A 20,326-nucleotide genomic window follows, 5' to 3' on the forward strand; every position below is an offset into this window, starting at 1 on the left:
GCTCCACGCACGCGCAAAAAGACACTAGCGCGATGATTCCGGCGGCGCCGCCGTGCTGCCGCGCACGATCAGATCGGCTGCGAGCACGGGAATGTTCAGCGTCTTCACGCCGCGAATCGAATCGAGAATGTACTGGGCGACGGCCTCGCCCATCTCTTTGGCGGGAATGTGAATAGTGGTGAGCGGCGGACTCAGATGCGCGGAGGTGTCGATATCGTCGAAACCGACAATGCTGAGATCGCGCGGAACCACGATACCGAGCGCGCCGGCCTCGATAATCGCGCCCGTGGCGATATAGTCGTTCGTGCAGACGACAGCCGTTGGCCGGCCGCGTTCGTCCGCCATGATTTCACGCATGCCCTCACGCGCACTCGCAATGTGTTTGCGATCAACCCGCACCACATGCTGAGGCCGGATGCCTAATCCCGCATTGGCGAGGGTGTCGCGAATACCGTCGATACGCTGCTGAATCCGGTCGTTGACATCGAACTGGTGAGCCAGCATTGCAAACCGCGTATGACCGAGATCGAGAAGATGCTGGGTCAGCTTGACGGCCGCGGCGTAGTTGTCGATGCCGATGCAGACATTGTCGGAATCACGGCCGTTCGTATAGGTCACGACGAACGGCACGTTGTGCGACTTCAACAATTCGATCAGCGCGGGCGGCTGCGCTTCGCCGACCAGCACCATCCAGTCCACGCCACGCTCGACCATCTTTCGCGCCTGTTGCAGATGCATGTCCGGATCCGGCTCGATGCAGCCGAGAATGAGCGTGTATTGCGCCTTGCCCAACTGCCGCTGCAAGCTTTCTATCAGGTCCGCGAAATTCTGATGGCTAAGTGTAGGGATCAGCACCCCGATAGTGCGCGTACGCAGTGATGCCAGCGCCTTGGCGGCGCCATTCGGCACCCAGTTCAGCATCTGGGCCGCGCGCATCACGCGCTGCCTGACGTCCTCGGAGACCAGCTCAGGATCGTTGAAGGCACGCGACACGGAAGCCGGCGACACTTTCGCAAGCTGGGCAACATCCGACAGGCGCACTGGATTCGCGCCTGCTTTTCGGATTCGTTTGATGGCAACCGGCTTTTCAGCGGCTTTCGTCCTCATGGATCGCCCTGGCAATGATCTAACAGGCTCCGCGCGAATGCGGATGAACACAAATTATAACGCGCCCCATCCGCCGTATTCCGTGTTTCAACGCTCTGTGCAAGACGCCTCGCCGCCGTCATTTCAGCTTAGTGGCCTTGATGTCGCGCCACCGCCTCCCGTACTTCCGCCAACGAATCCTGACGGATCGTTTCGCGCGAATTCTTTCCGTCGTTGCGTCGCTCCTGACCTGCACGAATCCGCGCCCGTACGAACGACACGAACTGGACAAGAATCAGCAATGCGCTGATCGAAAGAAACGTAGCGCAGATGGGTCTTGTCACGAGCGCGCCGAGGTCGCCGCGTTCCAGCAGCATCGAACGCCTGAAGTTCTGTTCGAGCATGGGTCCGAGCACGAAGCCGAGCACAATGGGCGACACGGGGAACTTCAGCGCCAGAAAGACGGCGCCGATCACACCGAACACGGCCACCTCGCCGACTTCGAACAAGCTGTTGTGCGTGCTGTAAACACCCACAGCAATGAAGAACAGGGCGGCGGGATACAGGAAACGATACGGCACCTGCAGCAGCCGCACCCATACGCCGATCAACGGCACGTTGAGCAGCACGAGCAGGACGTTACCGATCCAGAAGCTCGCAATGAGCCCCCAGAAGATGTCCGGATGTTCGGTAATGAGTTGCGGGCCGGGCTGCACGCCTTTGATGATCAGCGCACCCAGCAGCAGCGCCATGACCGCATCGCCGGGAATGCCGAGACTCATCGTCGGAATGAAGTCGACCTGGGTCTTCGAATGCGACGCAGCCTCGGGCGCCGCCACGCCTTCTATTGCGCCCTTGCCGAAGCGCTCCGGCGTTCTCGACACCTTGCGCTCGAAGGCGTACGCGATGAAGGTGGTGATCGTCGGCCCCGTGCCCGGCATGGCGCCGAACAACGTGCCGATGAACGTCCCGCGCAGCATCGGCTTGAACGACTGTTTGATCTCTGCCCAGCTCGGGCGCATTTCCGACATCCGGACCCGTGCGGTGGTGGGCTGCATGTGCGTGCGGTTGATACTCGACAGAAAGTCGGCGACACCGAAGAGGCCCATGCACAACGCGCCCAGATCCACGCCGTCGGACAGTTCCGGCAATCCAAACGTGTAGCGCATCGCGCCGCTCGTCGGATCGGTGCCTACCACGCCGCACACGAGCCCGAACAGCGTCATCGCTATGCCCTTCAATGGCGAGCCGCGCGACATCGTAGCGCCGGCGACGAGCCCCATCAGCATGATCGCGAACAGTTCCGGCGGCCCGAACTTGAACGCTACGCTCACCAGCAACGGCGACAGAAAGATCATCACGAGAATGCCGACGGATGCCGCGAAGAACGAGCACATCATCGTGATACCCAGCGCCGACCCGCCCTTTCCACGCTGCGTCAACGGATAGCCGTCGAGGCAGGTCACCGCATGCGGCGGATGGCTCGGCAGATTCAGCAGGATCACCCCTATCGCGCCGCCATATTGCGAACCGTAGAAGATGCCCGCCAGCATCAGAATGGCCGGCACGGGCGCGATCACGTAGGTGAGCGGCAAGAGCATCGAAATGGTCGTCAATGCGCCCATGCCAGGCAGCACACCGATCAGGTTGCCGACCAGCACGCCAAAGAACGACCACATCAGGTTACCGGGCTGCAGCGCAATGCCGAAGCCGTATAGCAAATCGACGATACTGTGTTCCATCGTTCAACCCCAGGCGAGAAGCGGCATCTGCAGTCCGAGTCCGTATCCGAATACGACGACGCCGAACACGGTGACAGCCACCGCAAGCAGGATGCAATCGCGCAATGTGTTTTGCCTGTCGCCCAATGCGGCGACGAGCACCGACGTGAAGGTGGCGGGAATGAGGCCGCCATACGTTCCGAGCACAACGAAAATGGCGATGCTCGCGAGAATGCAGAACCAGCCGCGCCACTGGGGCGCTGACGAATGCGCTGCTTCGTGCACTTTTTCGTGCGCCTCTTCGTGAGCTGCTTCGTGCCCGTCTCTCTTCTCCGTCACGAGAATGGCGATGCCGATAAACACCATCAGCACACCCAGCACAACGGGAATGAATCCCGAGCCCATCTCCGTCAGCGTTCCCATATGGAACGACAGGCCGCCGACCGTCACGCCCGCGCCGAGCACCATCAGCAACGCCGCACCTAGCTGGTCACGCGACATCCTCAATAGGGTCTTCATCAGTCCGTCTCCTGTCGAACAGGCCAAGAGCATCGTCAGACGCTTTCGGTCGTCCATCCGTGATATCCGTGCTGGTCGCGCGTGATGGGCAGACTCACCGTCTCACCGCTTTGCGCCGACAGATACAGTGCCGTCACGAGTTCGATCGATGCTCTCGCGTCGTCGAGCGAAACCGGGAAAGGCGTGCCCGACGTGATCGCCTCGTAAAAGAGTTCGTATTGCCGCGTGAAGTAGCTGAAGCCATCCGGCTCTTGCGCCATGGCCGCGTCGAGTGCGTGTTTCGCCTGCTCGCTTCTTGGCAGCACGATCCACGGATCATCGGCAATGCGCTCGAGGTCATGATTAGCCAGTCGCTCGAAGGTCACGTTTTCGAAGCACATCCGGATACGCGTTTGCTGGCCCACCGACCCCAGCGTCGCGCCGACGGAAACGAGCGATCCATCCGCCAGCTTCAGGCATGCAACGCCGCAATCTTCCACTTCGATGGGATTCACACGCGTATCCCTGAAGGACGTGACGGCGACAGCGGGACCGAGCAGCGAATAGACGAGGTCGTGGATGTGAATGGCCTGCGTCACCCAGATACCGCCAAGCTCCGTCGCGAACTTTCCACGCCAGGCTTCCCTGTAGTAGTCGGCGCCGCGCGTTCGCGCGATCTCCACCGTGGTGACGAAGTGCCGCCCCGCCGCACCCGATGCGATTGCGCGTCGAACCTTTTCCGCACCATTGCCGAAGCGGTACTGGAAGATCGGCATCAGGCGCGCGTTCGAACGCGCTTCAGCCGCGCGCATGTCATCCACCAGTGCCATTGAACTGGTCAACGGCTTCTCGCAGATGACGTGCTTATGTGCATCGAGCGCTTCGACGGCCATCGGGTGATGCAGCACGGGCGGCGTACAGATCACGACGGCGTCGATGTCCTTCATCGCGAGCACATCCGCGAGCGAAGCGGCCTGGACGGGAATGCCATGACGTCGGGCGAATTCGTCGCGGCGTGCCGCGTTGGGATCGACACATGCCCGCACCACGATGCGGTCTGCGAGAGGACGAAGACCTTCGACATGGATATCGCCCGCCCAGCCACATCCGATGATCGCCAGTTGAATACGTTTCATGTTCTCGAGTTGTCCGTGAGAGCGTCAGCGAATAGACGCCGCATCAGTTTGCGGAGATGCCCGTCTGCTTGACCACGCCGCCCCATTTCTGCACTTCGCCCTGCAGATACGTGCCGAACTGCTGCGGCGTGTTGGCGACAATGTCGACGCCGAGCTGGCCGAGCTTCGCCGACACTTCGGGGTCTTTCAGGATCGTGACGAGCGTCGAGTTGAGTTTGTCGATCACGGGTGCGGGCGTTCCCGCCGGTGCGAACACGCCGCCCCACGATGCCGAATCGAAGCCTGGAATGCCGGATTCCGCGATCGTCGGTGTGTCGGGCAGTTTCGGCGTGCGCTTCGCAGTGGTCACCGCGAGGATGCGCAGCTTGTCGTTCTTGATGAACGGCAGCAAGGCCGGCAACGTGACGATGCCCATCATCACGTGTCCGCCGATCATGTCGTTGAGCGTGAACGCGTCACCCGAGTACTGAACGTGTGTGAGCTTGATGTGGCCCATCACCTCGAGCAGTCCCGACGTCAGATGCGTCGCGGCGCCGATGCCGCCTGTCGCGAAGATGGGCGGTTCCTTGCTGTTGCGCAAATAGGCGAGGAACTCCTGCATGTTCTTGACGGGCAATGCAGCGTTGACTACGACAACCATCGGTACATTGCCCGTCTGCACGACGGGCGCGAAGCTCTTGATCGGATCGAACCTGACGTTCTTGTAGATCGCGGGATTGATGGCATTAGGGCCGACATTGCCCATCAGGATCGTGTAGCCGTCGGGCTTCGCTCGCGCCACGTCGTCTGTCGCGATGTTGCCATTCGCGCCGGGCCGGTTCTGGATCACCACAGCCTGCCCCAGCGCGGTCGACATCTTCGGCCCGAGGATGCGCGCGATCACATCGGACGCGCCGCCGGGCGGATACGGAATGATGAACTGTATCGGCCGCTCGGGGTACGTCTGTGCGGCGACCGTACCCGACACGACACTCAACGCCATTAATGCGCCAAGCCAAACTCTCCGCATGCTCTTCACGGTGTGTCTCCTTTATATTTTTCGTCGAACGGGTTCAGCTGGGAGAACCGACAACCTTTCTTTCGATCAGGTCGTCGATTGCTTCCTGGCTGTAGCCGTGTTCAGCGAGAATCTCCCGCGTGTGTTCGCCCACGCTCAGCCCTTTGATCCTGAGCGGCGGCACCTGGCCGTCGTAGCGGATCGGATGGTTGATGAGCGTCACATTGCGGCCGTTGATATCCTCCTTGCGGAACACGTCCATTGCAGCGGCCTGCGGGTCGTCCGCTACGTCGTCGAAGTCGTGCACGGGTCCGTACCAGATCGCGAGCCTGTCGAACGCGGTGGCAGCTTCCTGATACGTTCTGGTCGCCATCACGCGCGCGAAGGTAGCGGCGATGTGATCGCGATCCTTGTACGGGTCGAGCTGCTGCAGTTCGCGCAGTTCCGGGCTGTCGAGCGCCTCGGCGAGCTTGCCGACAGGATTCGTCGAGACGGCCATCTCGCCGTCCTTGAGCCGATACACACCGTACGGTGCGTGGTGATACCAGGTGGCGAGATGCGGATCGCGGTTCATGGTCTGCGCGCCCGGCCTGACCGACATATAGACGGTGAGCGGCTCGGTCTGCAGATCGAGGCCCGCCGTGAAAAGCGAACTCTCTACGCGACCGCCTTCACCTGTCGTCAGCTTCTTCACGTACGCGGCGACTATTCCCATCGCGAGCAGCGCGCCCGCATGCTGATCGACGATAGCCGAACCGACTGCCTTCGCTTCGCCGTGACGGTGCCCTGTCGCGCTCATCAACCCTGTGCGCGCCTGAATGATCAGATCCTGCGATTCGCGGGCCAGCATCGGTCCTGCATTGCCCCAACCCGTGCCGCTCGCGTAGATGATGTCGGGCTTGCGCTTCTTGATGTCTTCGAATGAGAGACCGAGTCGCGTCATCACGCCATGGCGAAAATTTTCCACCACCACGTCGGCCTGTTCGATCAGCGAAAGCACGACTTCGCGGCCTTCGGGCGATTTGAGATCGACTGCGAAAAGCTTTTTATTGCGGAACGCCGACAGATACAGTCCGCTCGCCCCGCCCATGTCCGCTCCCGCCCACCGACGCGAACGCTCGCCACCAAGCGGTTCGATCTTGATGATGTTCGCGCCCATGTCGCCGAGATACTGGGTACACGCTGGACCTTGCAGAACATGACAAAAGCTCACTACCTTCATTGAGTTGAGTAGCACCACTTCCTCCTGGAACCGATAAGAGACGTATCGATCTCTATGTGAATTGCGTGAGAGGTCAGTCGCCGGTGAAAATCGGACGCCTCTTTTCCTTGAATGCGGTGAGTCCTTCCTGCCTGTCGCGTGAACGATGGTTGCGGAACATCGCGACGCGTTCAAATGCGAGTCCGTTCGACGCGCTCGCGCCGACCGCCTCCTGCATGCATGCCTTGGTCAGCTGAACGGACACGGGCGAACGTTCGGCAATCGTCTGCGCGATCGCGATGGCACGCGCGACGGTCTCCGCGGGATCGCACACTTCGAGCACGTAGCCCGCTCGCAACGCGGTTTGCGCGTCGATCATTTCGCCGCTCAACAGCATGTAGGCCGCCATCTGCGTACCGATCTTTCTCGGCAGGCGCTGCGTGCCGCCGTCTCCCGCCAGCCCGCCGTTGCGCACTTCGGGCTGACCGAAGCTCGCATTCGCTCCGGCGACGATAAAGTCACAGCACAACGCGAGTTCGTTACCCGCTCCGACAGCCACACCGTTCACCGCAGCGATGAGCGGCTTGGGGAAGGTCGAGATCGTGTTCCATGCGTCGATCCTGCGGGGATCGGACACGACGTCCACTACGCCGTACTGGAGCATGTTCTTCATGTCGGCGCCTGCCGAGAACACCGCATCGCCACCCGTTATCACGACGCAGCGGATCTGCTTGTCCTGCTTCGCGTCGTCGAGTACACGTCCCAGTTCGACGACCATCGGGTTGCTGAGCGCGTTGCGCTTTTCCACCCGGTTGATGCGAACGACGAGTATGTGGTCCCCCACCCGCTCGCGTTCGATGAACCGTGCGTCTTCTGGATCCCCGTAGTGCACAACGCCTCCTCGCTCAGGGTTCGTCATGGTTTCAGCGCGTGAAGTTCGCGCCGCCCGGACGGAATCGGGCATCGAACAGGTCGTGCTGGTCGAAGATCGCGTCGATGTTCTTGCGGTCGTATTCGGTGAGCGTGGTCAGCGGCGCGCGCACTTTCATATTGGGCAACACGCCCTGCTTCATCAGCGCGTATTTCGTGCGAACGCGATAGTCTCGCAACGGTGTGCGCCAGCAGGCGCGCGCAAGCGGTCCGAGCCGGAACCAGATTTCATAGGCTTGCTCGACCTTTCGTTCGGCCGCGAATTTCTGCATCTTCACGATCTCGGCTGTCGCGGTCGCGGCGAAGCCGATCAGCGCGCCGTCGCAACCCATCAACATCGCTTCCAGGATAAAGGTGTCGCTGCCCGTCAGTACGCCGATGCGCCGCTCGGCTTCGGCTGCTTCCTTGATGTTCTCGTTGGTCTGCTCGACATCGAACGACGCATCCTTGATGCCTTGGATATTCGGAATCTTCGACAGCGACTTGATCGTGCCCGGCGGATATTTGCTGAACACGTTCTGAAATGCCAGCATGGGCAGCTTCACGGCATCGGCCACCGCTGCGTGAAAGTCGACCACCATGTCCAGCGAAGGCGTGCCGACGAAAGCGGGCATCGGCGGGAAGAGAACGAGACCGTCCACGCCCAGGTCTTCGAACCGTTTCGCGAGCGTGACGGCGGCCGACGTATGGGTCGCGTTGATGCCCGACAGAAACGTGACCGAGCCGCCGAGCGCGGCGCGACAGCGGCGAATGACTTCGATCTGCTCGTCGACTTCGAGTGAACTCACCTCGCTTAGCGCCATGTTCATCGCGACCGCGCGAGGCTGGGCCGCGCCCACCTCCGCGATATAGCGATCGAGCGTGTTCCAGTCGATGTCTCCGTTTTCATGAAACGGGAGAACGGGAGCAGCAACGACGCCTTGTCCCAAGCTTTGACTCATGATCGACGACTCCTTGTTCAACGGTTGTCCGGCCCGTTGCGCGGGATTCACCATCGAGCTATCCCGGCACGAGTGGGTGTCAGCACAGAATCCTGTCTGCATTGGAGTCAAGTATGAAAGCGCTTTCTTTTGAGGTCAAGGCTTGTTTGCAGAGGGTTAACGTGAATATTGGGAAGCGCTTTATCTGGGAAGCCGGAGGCGGCGGGTGGAGCGAATGATGACTAAAACATCGGTCGACGCGGAGTACGCGCGTTCGATTTTCGGGGTTTCTGCGGGAGAAGCGAGGGTCAGGTCGATCAGACCGTTATCGCGAACCGAACGACCAGCAAGAGGGAGAGAGATATGACCGTCGTCGGTTCACCCGCCGACGGTGCCGTCAGCTAGCGCGACCGCGCCGCAAAAAACGCTTCGACGCCCGCAGACCATTGCCGGTCACCCGTCGCGCGCGCAAGCATGTTCGCTCCGACAATTGCCGCAAACGCGGCCGTCATTTCATCCTCGGAGAGCGTCGACGAAGGATCGGCGCGCGCAACCTCCTTGAACGTCGCGAAGAGTTCATCGACACCCTCGCGATACGCGTCATGCAGCGCCGGACTCGCATGATGCCGCGCCGCGTCCTGCCCGAGCGCCACCACCAGGCAACCCTGCTCGACAGGCCTTTTGGCAAGGTAGTACGCGACAAGCCGTTTCAACGCGCCAACAACAGACTGCCCCTTCGGCCGCGCCTTCGTTTTCCAGTTGAGCACGGAGCGCGCAAATCCGGACGAACACGCTTCCGCGATCAACGCATCTTTCGATTCGAAATGATTGTAGAAGCCGCCTTGCGTCATGCCCGCGCGCGCCATGATGTCGGAAATGCTCACGGCCGCGACGCCGCCGCCGCGCACGGCCGCGTCGGCCTGATCGACGATCTTCTGCCGGTTCGTGTCCGCTTGCTCGCGATTCGAACGTCCCACGAAAACACCTCCTGTTGCGACGCCAAGGGTGGGAAGAAGACTTTCGTCCGATCCACATTAAAGGTTGATTGAACGTTATTTTATCTCCAGGATATCAGGCACGCCTGAATGCCAGGAGACGGGCGACCAGCCGTTGGCATAGCTCGCCATGCTGGTTCAATGTGTCGCTTTGCACGACGACGATTCCACGGTCTGGCCTGGATCGCGATGGTGCGATTTCCATGACCGTGCTCACGACGTGCAGAACGTCGTCCGGACGCGTTGGACGCGGCCATGTGATTTCGCCTCCCGCGCCGATCACACCTTCCGCAAACGGCAGACTCTCAACGAGAAGCCTCATCGTGATAGCAGCCGTGTGCCAGCCACTCGCAGCCAGTCCAGCGAAGAACGTATCTTTGGCGGCCTCATCGTCAAGATGAAAAGGCTGCGGGTCGAAACGCTGCGCGAATTCGCGTATCTGCTCGACGTCGAGCTTGTGCTCCGAACTCGTGAACACCGCTCCGACGGTGAGATCTTCCAGATAGACCACTTCCGCGCTGGCGCGGCTGCTCTCGCTCATATTGCCCTCCTGTCAATGCTCCGATCATTGCGACGCTTGCCAAACGCGCCGCGACACACATAGAATAAATTACGCTCAACATTTATTTTTGACAAGCGATGGCGAGCGCGAAGAGGCGAGGCAACCGCTTTACGCGCGGCGTCGCGCATCAGCATCGACTTCAATTCAAGGAAATTTTCATGCCACTCGTACGTATCGATCTCGCCGAAGGCCAGTCCGCCGAATATCGCAGCGCCGTCGCCGACGAGGTCTACAAGGCAATGACCACCACGATGAACGTGCCGGTCGACGACCGCTTCATGGTGATCAACGGGCACAAGCCCGGCGACTTCATCGCCGATCCGACCTATCTCGGCATCCAGCGTTCGCCCCAGTGCATCATCGTGCAACTCACGTTGAATGCGGGCCGCGATATCACATTGAAAAAGGCCTTTTACAAGGCGCTGAGCGAAGGCCTGCACGCGCGCGTCGGTCTGCGGCGCGAAGATCTCTTCATCAGTCTCGTTGAAGTGCCTAAAGAGAACTGGTCGTTCGGCAACGGTGAGGCGCAATACGCGCAGTGATTGCAGAGGTAAAGGACGCGGCTCAGCGTGGCCTCGGTTCGACAGGCGACTCGGCACGATAGCCACCGCCGAGCGCCTTCGTCAACGCGATCTCCTGACTGAGCATCTGCCCGTTGAGCGTCAGCAGCGCAACCTGCTCGGCGACGATCGGCTGACGCGCTTCGAGCGCCGCAAGCCGGCTCGTCAATCCGCGCTGATAATGCGCTTCGACACTGTCCCGCGCGAACGTCAGCGATTCGATGCGCTGCTTCTGCAGTTGCGTCTCTGCGTCGAGCGCCTGCAGGCGGCTGCCCGTCTGCGCGACGTCCCGCACGGCATTGAGCACCGCCTCGTTGTATTGCTCGATCAGCAGGTTGCTGCCCTCGCGCGCGCCGCTCAGGTTCGCGTTGAGGCGCCCGCCATCGAAGATGGGCAGATACAGGCCCGGAATCAGGTTGATCTGCTGGCTGGCGTGCGTGAAGAGGTCGGCGAGATGCAACGCGTTGAAGCCGAAGAATGCCTTGATATCGAAGCTCGGATAAAACGCCGCTTTCGCCGCGTCGATCCGGTCGAACGACGACTCGACGTACCAGCGCAACGCCTGCAGATCGGGCCGGCGCGCCAGCAGCTCGTATGACAGCGCGGCAGGCAACGCAGCCTGCGAGCGCGGCAACGCAACAGGTTCGATCGCGGGCAAGCCGTCCGCGCCAGCGCCGACGAGCGCCCGCATCGACTCGCGGAACTGCGTGATCTGCGCTTGCGACGACGCGATCTGCCGCTCTATCGCCAGTTGCTGCGCGCGGGCTTCTTCAAACGTTGTACGCGCTTCAAGCCCGCGCGCGGCGCGCGCTTCGTGCGCGTCGACCGCGAATACAGCAATTTCGTGAGATTCGTTGAGCAGGTCGATGAGCTGATAAGTGGTCTGAATGCCGTAGTAAAGCTGCGCGACATCCGTCGAGATTTCGAGTTCGACGGCCGACGTTTCGGCCAGCCGCGCATTGCTCACACCGAGCGACGCAGCAATCTGCGCGCGCTGCTTGCCCCAAATATCGATGTTCAGGCTCGCGCCAAGACCGACCAGACCTTCGGTGTACCACGGCCCGGCCAGTCCGAGCGCCGGTTCGTTCAACGCGAACGGGCCGAGAAAGCCGTTCGCGGACACATGCTCGCGGTCCAGCAGCGCCAGTGCCACGACCTGAAGGCTCGATCCCGTTCTGACCAGTTCGACATCGGACTTCGCCTGCGCGACGCGCGTGCGCGCGATCACCATCGTCGGCGCATTGGCGAGCGCCTGATCGATCAGCGCATTGAGCTGATCGTCGCCGTACCGCGTCCACCAGCGCGCGGCGGGCCAGCCGTCGCGCGCGAGATGGATGTCGTTCGCAAGCGTGATCTGCTCTGGCGGAATCTGCGCATAGGGCGCGTTGTCGTGATGGATCAGCGCGCAACCCGGCAGAACAGCGCATGCCAGCCATGCCATGCGCAAGCCGCGCCGACGCCATGATGCCGCTCTCCAACTGGTTCGCGCTTTCATGTTCGAGCCGCCTGTGATGCAGGCGCCGCAACGGTTGCTTCAATTCGCCAGTCCGGCAAACCCGCGATTTGCCGCGACAGTTCGTTCGCGGCGGCGATCAGCGACGCTTCAAGCGATTGGGCTGGCACAGCGATACGGCGCGGCGCATGTGCATCGGGTGGATTCGCCGCAAGTGACTGCGCGTACAGACTGAGTTCGTCGTACGCCTGCGTCAGCACCGGTCGAATGGCGTCGACGTCTCGCGCCGCCAGCGCATTGCGCAGCGCATCGCCCGCCAGCATGATCTCGCGCCCTTGCGCGAGAACCGTTTGCGCGCGCAGCGTCAGTTGCGCCTGTTCGCCTTCCTGCCACGCGGGTTCGAGCGCGACGCGCGCGAGCGTAGCCTCGCAATCGGCGAGCACGGCCCACGCCTGCAACTGGCGCTGCGCGTACGGCAATGCATCGCGCGCTGCGTCCTCCGCCCGTGGCGCGCGCAGTTGTGCGGCGACGGCGCGCAGCATCGTCGCCAGCTTCTGCCGCAGCACGTCGCCCTCGCCTTCCCGCCAGAACGACATCTGCACGAACGTCGCCACGCCGACACCCAGCATGATGCCCACCAGGCGGTCGCGGATTTCGGTGAGGTTCGTCGTCGGTCCGAACTGACCGAGCACCGCGAGCGAAAACGTGAAGATCAACTGAACGCCGGCATACGAGACCCGCTCCGAGCCCGCCGATAGCCACGCACCGAACGCAACCACGGGCAGCGTCATCAACAGCAGCCCGACGATATCGTCGAGATGAGGAATGACGAACACCACCATGAATAACGCAAGCGCACTTCCGGCAGCCGCTCCGGCCACGCGCAACACGGCGCGCTGCGTCGATGCACCTAGGCTCGGCAGCGCGACGATCACGCAGGTCAGCATGATCGTGTGAATGCCTTGCCAGTCGACGGTGTTGTAGAACACATAGCAGACGAGCACCGCCAGCAGCGTCTTCAGTGAAAAACGCATGTACGCCGGGTTGGTCCACGCGTCAGGCGCGACCATTGGCTCGCTTGCGGGCGGCTTGCCGGACGCGGCGCCGCTTGCGACGAGATCCGCATACGCATGCAGCGCGCGCTGCATATCCGCAGCGGCGGGGATGGAATCGGCGGACGTGCGCTCTTCAGGCGTCGCCGTGCTCACATAGCGATAAGGCTCGTCCGACTGCACGGATGCGTCCAGCGCGCGTACGTTCGCGCGCAGTTCGTCCAGCATCGCACGCTGCGCCGCAGATAGGCCCGGCCACGTCGCGGGCAACACACTCGCGCCTCGATAGAGTCGCGACACGGTGGCGATGCACGCAAGTTGCAACGCCTGGTGCTCGCGAAAATTCGCATCGCGCATCGTCGTGAAGCGCAGCAGCTTTTGCAGCGTGAGCGCGCCCTGCTGCACGGCCGTCAGCGTCACGGGTGCATCGCTAACCGTGCCGTCCGTCAGATGCGCCAGGCGGCTCTCCAACGCGCCAAGCTGCCGATGGATTTCCGCCTTCAACTGCAACTGCGGCTCGACAGGCAGCAGCAGCGTGTTCACCAGCAGCGTCAGCGCAATCGGATAGTTGACGGCAACCCACACCCACAGCACGGCGCGAATCAGCAGATCGGCCTGATCGGTCCGATCGACGAAGCTCTGCACATAGATCACCACAATGGCGACGATGAAGAACACCACGCCGATCCTGAGAACACGAATCAGGTACACGCTGCCGAAAAACATCAGGCTCGCAATCACGATGCGCAACAACGGATAGTCGAAGGTGAACTTCAGGAGCAGGATCGACAGGCCGATTGCGAGCGTCGATCCGACGATGAACATCACGCCGACCAGCCGCGTGACCACGACATTCGACTGCGTGACATAAAACACCACCAGCAGCGACAACGGAAGCTCGGGCACTTCGAGCGCCATCGATGCGACGATCACGATCGCGCTCGTCAACATGCACCGCAACATCACATTCGCGCGGCCAGGAAAAGGCGCAAACTCGCGGCTCAGAAACGCGCCTGCTGCGCGCAGGCTATCGGGTAGGAAATCGGGCAGATAATCGGCGGCGGCCATGGGCGCTCCTCAATGACCGTCGTTGCCGCGCGCGGGTTCCAGCACAGCCACCGCCGACGTGCCGACGCGGAATAGATCCGGGTTCGGATCGTCGACGCGAATCTTCACGGGAAAGCGCTGCGACACATGTACCCAGTTGAGCGTGCGCTGGATGCGCGGCAAACCGCCCGGCAGCGCAAGGCCGCCTTCGTCGGGTGCAACGCCGTAGCTGGTCGAATCGACGGCGCCCTTGAAGCGCTGGCCGGTGTCGCTCAGCAGGTAGACGATGGCGGGTGTGCCTGCCTTGACGCCCTTGAGTTCCGTCTCGCGGAAGTTCGCGACCACGTACCAGTGGCGCGTGTCGATCAGCGTGAAGACCGGCTTGAGCGCCGACGCATATTGTCCCGTCGTGGTCTTGAGCGCGACGACGCGGCCGTCGAATGGCGCGCGCACGGTGGCGTACTCGAGGTGCAACTCGGCCAGCGCGATCTCCGCCGTCACGACGGCGCGTTGCGCCACCAGCGCGTCGACGCCGCTCACCGCCGCTGCCGCCTGTTGCGCCTGCAGTTGCGCGGCGCTGAGTTCGGCTTGCGTGGCGCGTTGCGCGGTGCGCGCACGGTCCACATCCTCCGCCGACACATAGCCATGCGACAGCAGCGGCTCCATCCGGTTCAGCGTATCGGAAGCCTGGCCCGCCGCGGCCCGCGCCCGCTCGACAGCCGCGCGCACCGATTGCGCGTTGTACTGCTGCGCATTGACGGTGCGCTGCGTCAGTTCGATCTGCCGGTCGAGCGCGACGAGCGACGCCTTGCCGCGCGTCAACGCATCCTCATACGGACGCGGATCGATGCGGAATAGCAGGTCGCCCTGCTTTACCGCCTGATTGTCGCGCACGGCCATCTCGACGATGCGCCCGTTGACTTCGGGCACGACATCGATCGTGTCGGCGTAGACGTACGCGTCGTCGGTGCGTGGCGCGCGATCCAGCTGGCGAATCACGAACAGCACCAGCAACAGCGTCACGACGACCAGCACGATGGCAGGCCATGCTCTCTTCTTCGACTTGCTGGCAATTGTCGCCATTGCCTCACCTGAAGGAGATTCAGCGTTGAAACAGCATCAACCAGACCGCGAGTGACAGGAACGTGACAAGCGTTGGAAACACAACGGCGGAAGGCCACAGCCAATGATCGACCTGCAACCGTTTGAGAATCAGATAGAGGACCACCGTCAGCACGACGCCTGCGACGATGCAGAACAGCCAGTCGGGGAAATACGCGCCGAGCACGCTGATGGACGGCGAACCCGAGCAGCCCGCGAGGCAAACGGACGCAATCGCCGCGATGTGGGCGGCGTACTTCAGGCGTTGGCCTGTGAGGAATGGAATGAGATGTCGCTTCAAAGTCGTCCGTGTCGTTTGAATCGATGTCACGCTTTGCAGCTTTCGCCGACGCATTCTGCCTCAACTTTCGAAGCAATGGACACGAAGGAACGTTCCAATCGCTCCGTTCGTTAAACGCCACCTCCAGTCGCTCGCCTGCCAATCGACAATGAAAGGAGTCTGAAACGCTTCTACCGCTTTTTCCGTGCCTCACGCGTTATGTGTGAAAGCTGACTTTGCAGCGATCACCGATCAGGTGCATCGCGCAGCCTGACGGGATCGTCATTCGAAAGCAGCGGCTTTAATGCGCGCTCCGTCGCGCTGTTTCCCGTGCGTTCGTTCGTGCGCACTACATTACACGGGATTCCAGCCGCTGATAATGCTTTCGTGTTCGCAGTTCATTGAGGATGGCGATCAGTGATCGACTGCCTTTGCCGCCAGTATCCCCGTCTGACCATAGAACTCCTGCAGCGCGAATGCTTCCCGCTCGCGCCGCGCACGGGCGCCCTGATCCAGCATCGAGAAGAACCAGATGCCAGCAAACGCGAGCGGCACCGACACCAGCGCGGGATTGTCGAGAAACACCGGCGCGTGTGCATGATGCAGCACGTCGACCCACATCGATTTCGAAAACAGCGTCAACAGCACCGACGAAATCAGCCCGAGGCTGCCGCCCATCACCGCACCGCGCGTGGTCATGCCGCGCCAGAAGATCGACGACACCAGCACCGGGAAATTCGCGCTGGCCGCGACAGCCGCAACGAGCCCCACGAGGAAGGCCACGTTGACGTGCTCGAACAGAATGCCGAGCGCGATCGCGATGACACTCAACGCCAGTGTCGCGACGCGCGAGATGCGCATTTCGTGCGCTTCATTCGCCTTGCCTCGTGCGAGCCAGCACGCGTAAAGATCATGCGATACCGTGGTCGCGCCGGAGAGCGTAAGCCCTGCCACGACCGCAAGAATCGTCGCAAAGGTCACGGCGGCGATGAAGCCGTAGAACACGTTGCCGCCCACTGCCTGCGCGAGCTTCACGGCGACCATGTTCGAGCCGCCCAGCAGGTCTCGCGTGAGACTGAAATGCCCATCGGCCGATAGCTTGAAGAACTCAGGATGCTGCGCGAGCAATGCAATTGCGGAGAAGCCGATGACAAAGGTCAGCAGATAAAAATAGCCGATAAAGCCCGTCGCGACGAACACCGACTTGCGTGCCTCCTGCGCGCTCGGCACGGTGAAGAATCGCATCAGGATATGCGGGAATCCTGCCGTGCCGAACATCAGCGCGATACCGAGCGACAGCGCATTGAGCGGATCTCTCAACAGCTTGCCCGGCGCCATGATACTGAGCGCGCCCGGATGCACATCGACCGCGCGCCGGAACATTTCCTCGGGACTGAAGCCGAATTGCGCCAGCGCGGTAACGGCCATGAAGGTCGCGCCGCACAGCAGCAACACCGCCTTGATGATCTGCACCCACGTCGTCGCCGTCATGCCGCCAAAGAACACATAGACCACCATCAACGCACCGACGATCACTTCCGCCATCCAGTACTGCAAGCCGAACAGCAACTGGATCAGTTTGCCCGCCCCGACCATCTGCACGACCAGATAGAAAATCACGACGACGAGCGACGTGCTCGCCGTCAGCAAACGAATGGGCGCCTGCTCGAAACGGTAGGCCACCACATCGACGAACGTGAATTTGCCGAGATTGCGCAACGGCTCGGCAAGCAGAAACATCACGAACGGCCAGCCGACCAGGAAGCCGATCGAATAGATCAGTCCGTCGAAGCCGAACAGATACACCATGCCGGAAAGACCCAGAAACGACGCAGCGGACATGTAGTCGCCTGCAATCGCGAGCCCGTTCTGGAATCCGGAGATGCCGCCGCCTGCGCTGTAGAAGTCTTTTGTCGTGCGCGTCTTGCGCGACGCCCAGCGCGTGATGCCGAGCGTGACCAGCACGAATAGCAGAAACATGCCGATAGCAACGGGGTTCAGTTCGACATGATCCGGGACAGCGCCTTCGACGCCTGACGCACGCGCGAGTGAAGCCATCGTGGTCAAAGCCACACAAGCAAGGAAACGGACGAGTTTCATCGCTTAGTCTCCTTTGCGTACGTTGACGAGCAATGCGCGCATCGACGGATCGAGCGTGCGGTTCGCGTGCAGCACATACCAGCCGGTCATTCCCACCGCGATCAGGACGATGGCAACGCCAACCACGATGCCGACCGTCGTCGTCGCGCCTGCATAAAGCGGATGTGCGAGCAGACGCGGCGCAAGCGCGACGAACAGAATGAAGCCGTAGTAAGTGAAGATCATCAGCGCCGTCAGCGTGAAGCTGACGCGGCGGCGTGACGCGATGAGGCGCCGGTACGCGGGGCTCGCCTTGATTGAATCGATAGAGTCGTGCTGCATGGGCTGTCTCCTGCCTTTGTCTGCTGTTGTCTTCGATGACGAATGGAACGAGCTTCGTTGGCTCGATACGGCTTGTTTGCTGGCTGCTAGCGGCAGCTCTTGTTGTTCGAGATGGCTAGATGCTCAGTTGATGGCCAGACGCCCCAACGCCTGCCGCATATCGCTTTCGAAACGGCGCACGATATCGGCGAGCGGTTCGATCCGGTCGACGAACGCGAGCGACTGCCCCGCAGCGAGCAGTCCCTTCGACCAGTCGCCCGTCACGTACGCGTTGCGGCCGATCTTGCCCGAGACCATCGGCAGCAGATCCTGAATCGTCACCTCCGGGTTCTGTGCCTCGTATTCCTTCACGGCCTCGCTCGTGTCGTTGCGCAGCGTACGCACGGTGTTGCGAACGGACTGCATGCACAGGTCCGTATCGGTCGGCCCTGCTTCCACCAGACGACGCTTGTAGTCGTCATGCGCCCAGATTTCCTCGGCGACGGCGAAACGCGTGCCCACGACCACACCTGATGCGCCCATCGCGAGCGCCGCAGCGAGTTGCGAGCCGCGGCCAATGCCGCCGCCGATCAGATACGGAATGTCCAGCTGGCTCTCGGCCCATGCGGCGTTGACGAACGAGCCCACCATATCGAGCCCCGGATGTCCGCCGCATTCCGCGCCGACAATCGCAACAGCATCGACGCCGAGCGACGCCGCCTTCACCGCAAAGCGCACGGACGGCACCTTGTGCAGCACCTTGATACCCGCTTCTTTCAGCAGCGGCAGGAATGCTTCCGGACTGCGCCCGGACGTTTCGACGAACTTCACGCCTTCATCGACGATCAGTTCGAACACTTCGCGGGTCTTTTCGCCCGGCACGAGTTTCGGCAGCATCGACACGTTGACGCCGAACGGACCGCCTTCGCACAGATCGCGGCATCGGCGGATCTCCGCGCGCAATGCTTGCGGCTCGGGAAAGCTCGCCGCCGTGATAAAGCCGATGATGCCGGCGCGCGATGCAGCGGCGACGTAGTCGGCATCGGCGAGCCACATCAAGCCGCCCGCGACGATGGGCAGCCGCGTGCCGAACAACGCGTTCACGGCGTTTCGATAAACGATCTCAGTCATTGAACGGTCCACCATGCAATCAGGCGTAACGCAGCGTCAGACGACGCCTTCCGCCTTCAGTTGTGAGAGTTGTTCGCCCGACATTCCGAGCAGCGACTGGAGCACATCGTTCGTGCCTTCGCCGAGTTTGGGCGGACCGCTACGCACGGGCAGACGCGCACCGTCGAAGCGATACGGCGGCGCGAGCACATGCGTGCTGCCTGCCTCGGGATGCGTGTACGTCGTCACGAGTCCGCCTTCCGTCGCGCGTTTCGACGTGAGCGCCTCGTGCAGACCGAGCACTTCGCCGCACGGAATCCCCGCCTCCCTCAGACGTGCGAGCAGCACTTCGCGCCGTCTCCGGCCGATCTCACGCTTGAGTTCCGGCACGAGTTCTTCGCGATTCGCGGCCCGCACGAGGTTCGTGCGAAACCGCTCTTCATCGACGAGATCCGGGCGTTCGATCACTTCGCGGCAAAAGCGCTCGTACTGCCGGTTGGTGCCGACCGCGATGACGAGCGGTCCGTCGGCGGCATCGAATACGCCGTATGGCACGATCGACGGATGCGCGTTGCCGTAGCGCGGCGGATCGTCGCCCATCAGCATCGATTCCAGCCCGCAATACGACGTGATCATCAGTCCGCAATCGAACAGCGACATTTCGATATGACGTCCCTTGTCCGTCTTCTGGCGTTCGAACAGCGCCGCGAGAATGGCCTGGGCGGAGTACATGCCCGTGAACAGATCGACTGCGGCGATGCCGAACTTCAGCGGCGGTTGTTCAGCTTCGCCGTTGAGCGCCATCAATCCCGCCTCGCCCTGCACGACGATGTCGTAACCCGGCCGCGACGCTTCCGGCCCACGGCGGTCGTAGCCGGAGATCGAGCAATAGATCAGCCGCTCGTTGCCTTCCTTCAACCGGTCGTAACCGAGGCCGAGCTTTTCCGCGCCACCGAACTTGAAGTTCTGGATCACGACATCGCTTTGCTGCGCCAGTTCACGCGCGATCCGCTGACCTTCTTCCGTTTGCAGGTCGAGACAGACGGAGCGCTTGTTCCGGTTGACGCTGTTGAAATAGGTCGTTTCGCGCGCACCGACGCGCAGACCCCAGTCGCGCGTATCGTCGCCGCGCTTCGGGTGCTCGACCTTGATGATTTCCGCGCCGAGGTCGCCGAGCACCATCCCGCACCAGGGTCCGGCAAGCACGCGCGACAGATCGAGAACGCGAACGCCGGCAAGCGGCAAAGAAGAATTCAGGTTCGACATGGCATTTCCGC

19 protein-coding genes are annotated in these 20,326 nt (G+C 61.9%); 1 reads left to right on the top strand and 18 read right to left on the bottom strand.

Features of this window, described 5'->3' with window-relative positions; genetic code table 11:
• Nucleotides 1-24: 24 nt before the first annotated feature.
• From G3O01_RS22065 to G3O01_RS22110, 10 genes are all read right to left on the bottom strand, one after another.
• Nucleotides 25-1,107 carry a LacI family DNA-binding transcriptional regulator gene (locus G3O01_RS22065; RefSeq protein WP_205807372.1) on the bottom strand — a complete coding sequence of 361 codons (1,083 nt, stop codon included), beginning with the start codon at nt 1,105-1,107 and terminating at the stop codon, nt 25-27.
• A 128-nt stretch (nt 1,108-1,235) separates the two neighbouring features.
• Entirely contained in the window at nt 1,236-2,828 is a 1,593-nt protein-coding gene (locus G3O01_RS22070) for a tripartite tricarboxylate transporter permease (RefSeq protein WP_205807381.1), read from the bottom strand.
• 3 nt (nt 2,829-2,831) lie between these two features.
• A complete protein-coding gene (locus tag G3O01_RS22075) occupies nt 2,832-3,326 on the bottom strand; it encodes a tripartite tricarboxylate transporter TctB family protein (RefSeq protein WP_241024150.1) in 495 nt (164 codons plus the stop codon).
• A 35-nt stretch (nt 3,327-3,361) separates the two neighbouring features.
• On the bottom strand, nt 3,362-4,441 hold the full coding sequence (locus G3O01_RS22080) for a Gfo/Idh/MocA family oxidoreductase (protein WP_205807383.1): 1,080 nt from the start codon (nt 4,439-4,441) through the stop codon (nt 3,362-3,364).
• 43 nt (nt 4,442-4,484) lie between these two features.
• Nucleotides 4,485-5,450, bottom strand: coding sequence for a tripartite tricarboxylate transporter substrate binding protein (locus G3O01_RS22085; protein ID WP_205807588.1), 966 nt, complete (start codon nt 5,448-5,450; stop codon nt 4,485-4,487).
• Between the two features lie 43 nt (nt 5,451-5,493).
• Nucleotides 5,494-6,675: a CaiB/BaiF CoA-transferase family protein gene (locus G3O01_RS22090; protein WP_205807385.1), complete on the bottom strand. Its 1,182-nt coding sequence runs from the start codon at nt 6,673-6,675 to the stop codon at nt 5,494-5,496.
• Between the two features lie 58 nt (nt 6,676-6,733).
• Nucleotides 6,734-7,531, bottom strand: a complete 798-nt coding sequence (locus G3O01_RS22095) for an enoyl-CoA hydratase-related protein (protein WP_205807387.1) — start codon at nt 7,529-7,531, stop codon at nt 6,734-6,736.
• A gap of 31 nt (nt 7,532-7,562) precedes the next feature.
• Nucleotides 7,563-8,510 (bottom strand): dihydrodipicolinate synthase family protein, encoded by a 948-nt coding sequence (locus tag G3O01_RS22100; RefSeq protein ID WP_205807388.1) that lies wholly within the window; start codon nt 8,508-8,510, stop codon nt 7,563-7,565.
• Nucleotides 8,511-8,890: 380 nt separating this feature from the next.
• Nucleotides 8,891-9,466, bottom strand: coding sequence for a TetR family transcriptional regulator (locus tag G3O01_RS22105; protein WP_205807390.1), 576 nt, complete (start codon nt 9,464-9,466; stop codon nt 8,891-8,893).
• A 94-nt stretch (nt 9,467-9,560) separates the two neighbouring features.
• Nucleotides 9,561-10,025 (bottom strand): MaoC family dehydratase, encoded by a 465-nt coding sequence (locus G3O01_RS22110; RefSeq protein WP_205807392.1) that lies wholly within the window; start codon nt 10,023-10,025, stop codon nt 9,561-9,563.
• A gap of 179 nt (nt 10,026-10,204) precedes the next feature.
• Here G3O01_RS22110 and G3O01_RS22115 point away from each other — a divergent pair, with 179 nt between their 5' ends.
• Nucleotides 10,205-10,588 (top strand): tautomerase family protein, encoded by a 384-nt coding sequence (locus G3O01_RS22115; protein ID WP_205807394.1) that lies wholly within the window; start codon nt 10,205-10,207, stop codon nt 10,586-10,588.
• 22 nt (nt 10,589-10,610) lie between these two features.
• Here the strand turns inward: G3O01_RS22115 and G3O01_RS22120 are convergent, their stop codons facing one another.
• The 8 genes from G3O01_RS22120 to G3O01_RS22155 form a co-directional block, all read right to left on the bottom strand.
• Nucleotides 10,611-12,047: an MdtP family multidrug efflux transporter outer membrane subunit gene (locus tag G3O01_RS22120; RefSeq protein ID WP_205807396.1), complete on the bottom strand. Its 1,437-nt coding sequence runs from the start codon at nt 12,045-12,047 to the stop codon at nt 10,611-10,613.
• Between the two features lie 50 nt (nt 12,048-12,097).
• Nucleotides 12,098-14,179 (bottom strand): FUSC family protein, encoded by a 2,082-nt coding sequence (locus G3O01_RS22125; RefSeq protein ID WP_205807398.1) that lies wholly within the window; start codon nt 14,177-14,179, stop codon nt 12,098-12,100.
• A 9-nt stretch (nt 14,180-14,188) separates the two neighbouring features.
• A complete protein-coding gene (gene mdtN, locus G3O01_RS22130) occupies nt 14,189-15,241 on the bottom strand; it encodes a multidrug transporter subunit MdtN (protein WP_205807408.1) in 1,053 nt (350 codons plus the stop codon).
• A gap of 19 nt (nt 15,242-15,260) precedes the next feature.
• Nucleotides 15,261-15,560, bottom strand: a complete 300-nt coding sequence (locus tag G3O01_RS22135; RefSeq protein ID WP_241024151.1) for a YtcA family lipoprotein — start codon at nt 15,558-15,560, stop codon at nt 15,261-15,263.
• A 393-nt stretch (nt 15,561-15,953) separates the two neighbouring features.
• On the bottom strand, nt 15,954-17,639 hold the full coding sequence (locus G3O01_RS22140; RefSeq protein WP_205807411.1) for a cation acetate symporter: 1,686 nt from the start codon (nt 17,637-17,639) through the stop codon (nt 15,954-15,956).
• Between the two features lie 3 nt (nt 17,640-17,642).
• Nucleotides 17,643-17,960 (bottom strand): DUF485 domain-containing protein, encoded by a 318-nt coding sequence (locus G3O01_RS22145; protein ID WP_205807413.1) that lies wholly within the window; start codon nt 17,958-17,960, stop codon nt 17,643-17,645.
• A gap of 123 nt (nt 17,961-18,083) precedes the next feature.
• Nucleotides 18,084-19,070, bottom strand: a complete 987-nt coding sequence (locus G3O01_RS22150) for a nitronate monooxygenase (protein WP_205807415.1) — start codon at nt 19,068-19,070, stop codon at nt 18,084-18,086.
• 36 nt (nt 19,071-19,106) lie between these two features.
• Entirely contained in the window at nt 19,107-20,315 is a 1,209-nt protein-coding gene (locus G3O01_RS22155) for a CaiB/BaiF CoA-transferase family protein (protein WP_205807417.1), read from the bottom strand.
• Nucleotides 20,316-20,326 lie beyond the last annotated feature (11 nt).

Origin of the sequence: Burkholderia sp. Ac-20365, assembly GCF_017104715.1 — a bacterium.
GTDB lineage: Bacteria > Pseudomonadota > Gammaproteobacteria > Burkholderiales > Burkholderiaceae > Paraburkholderia.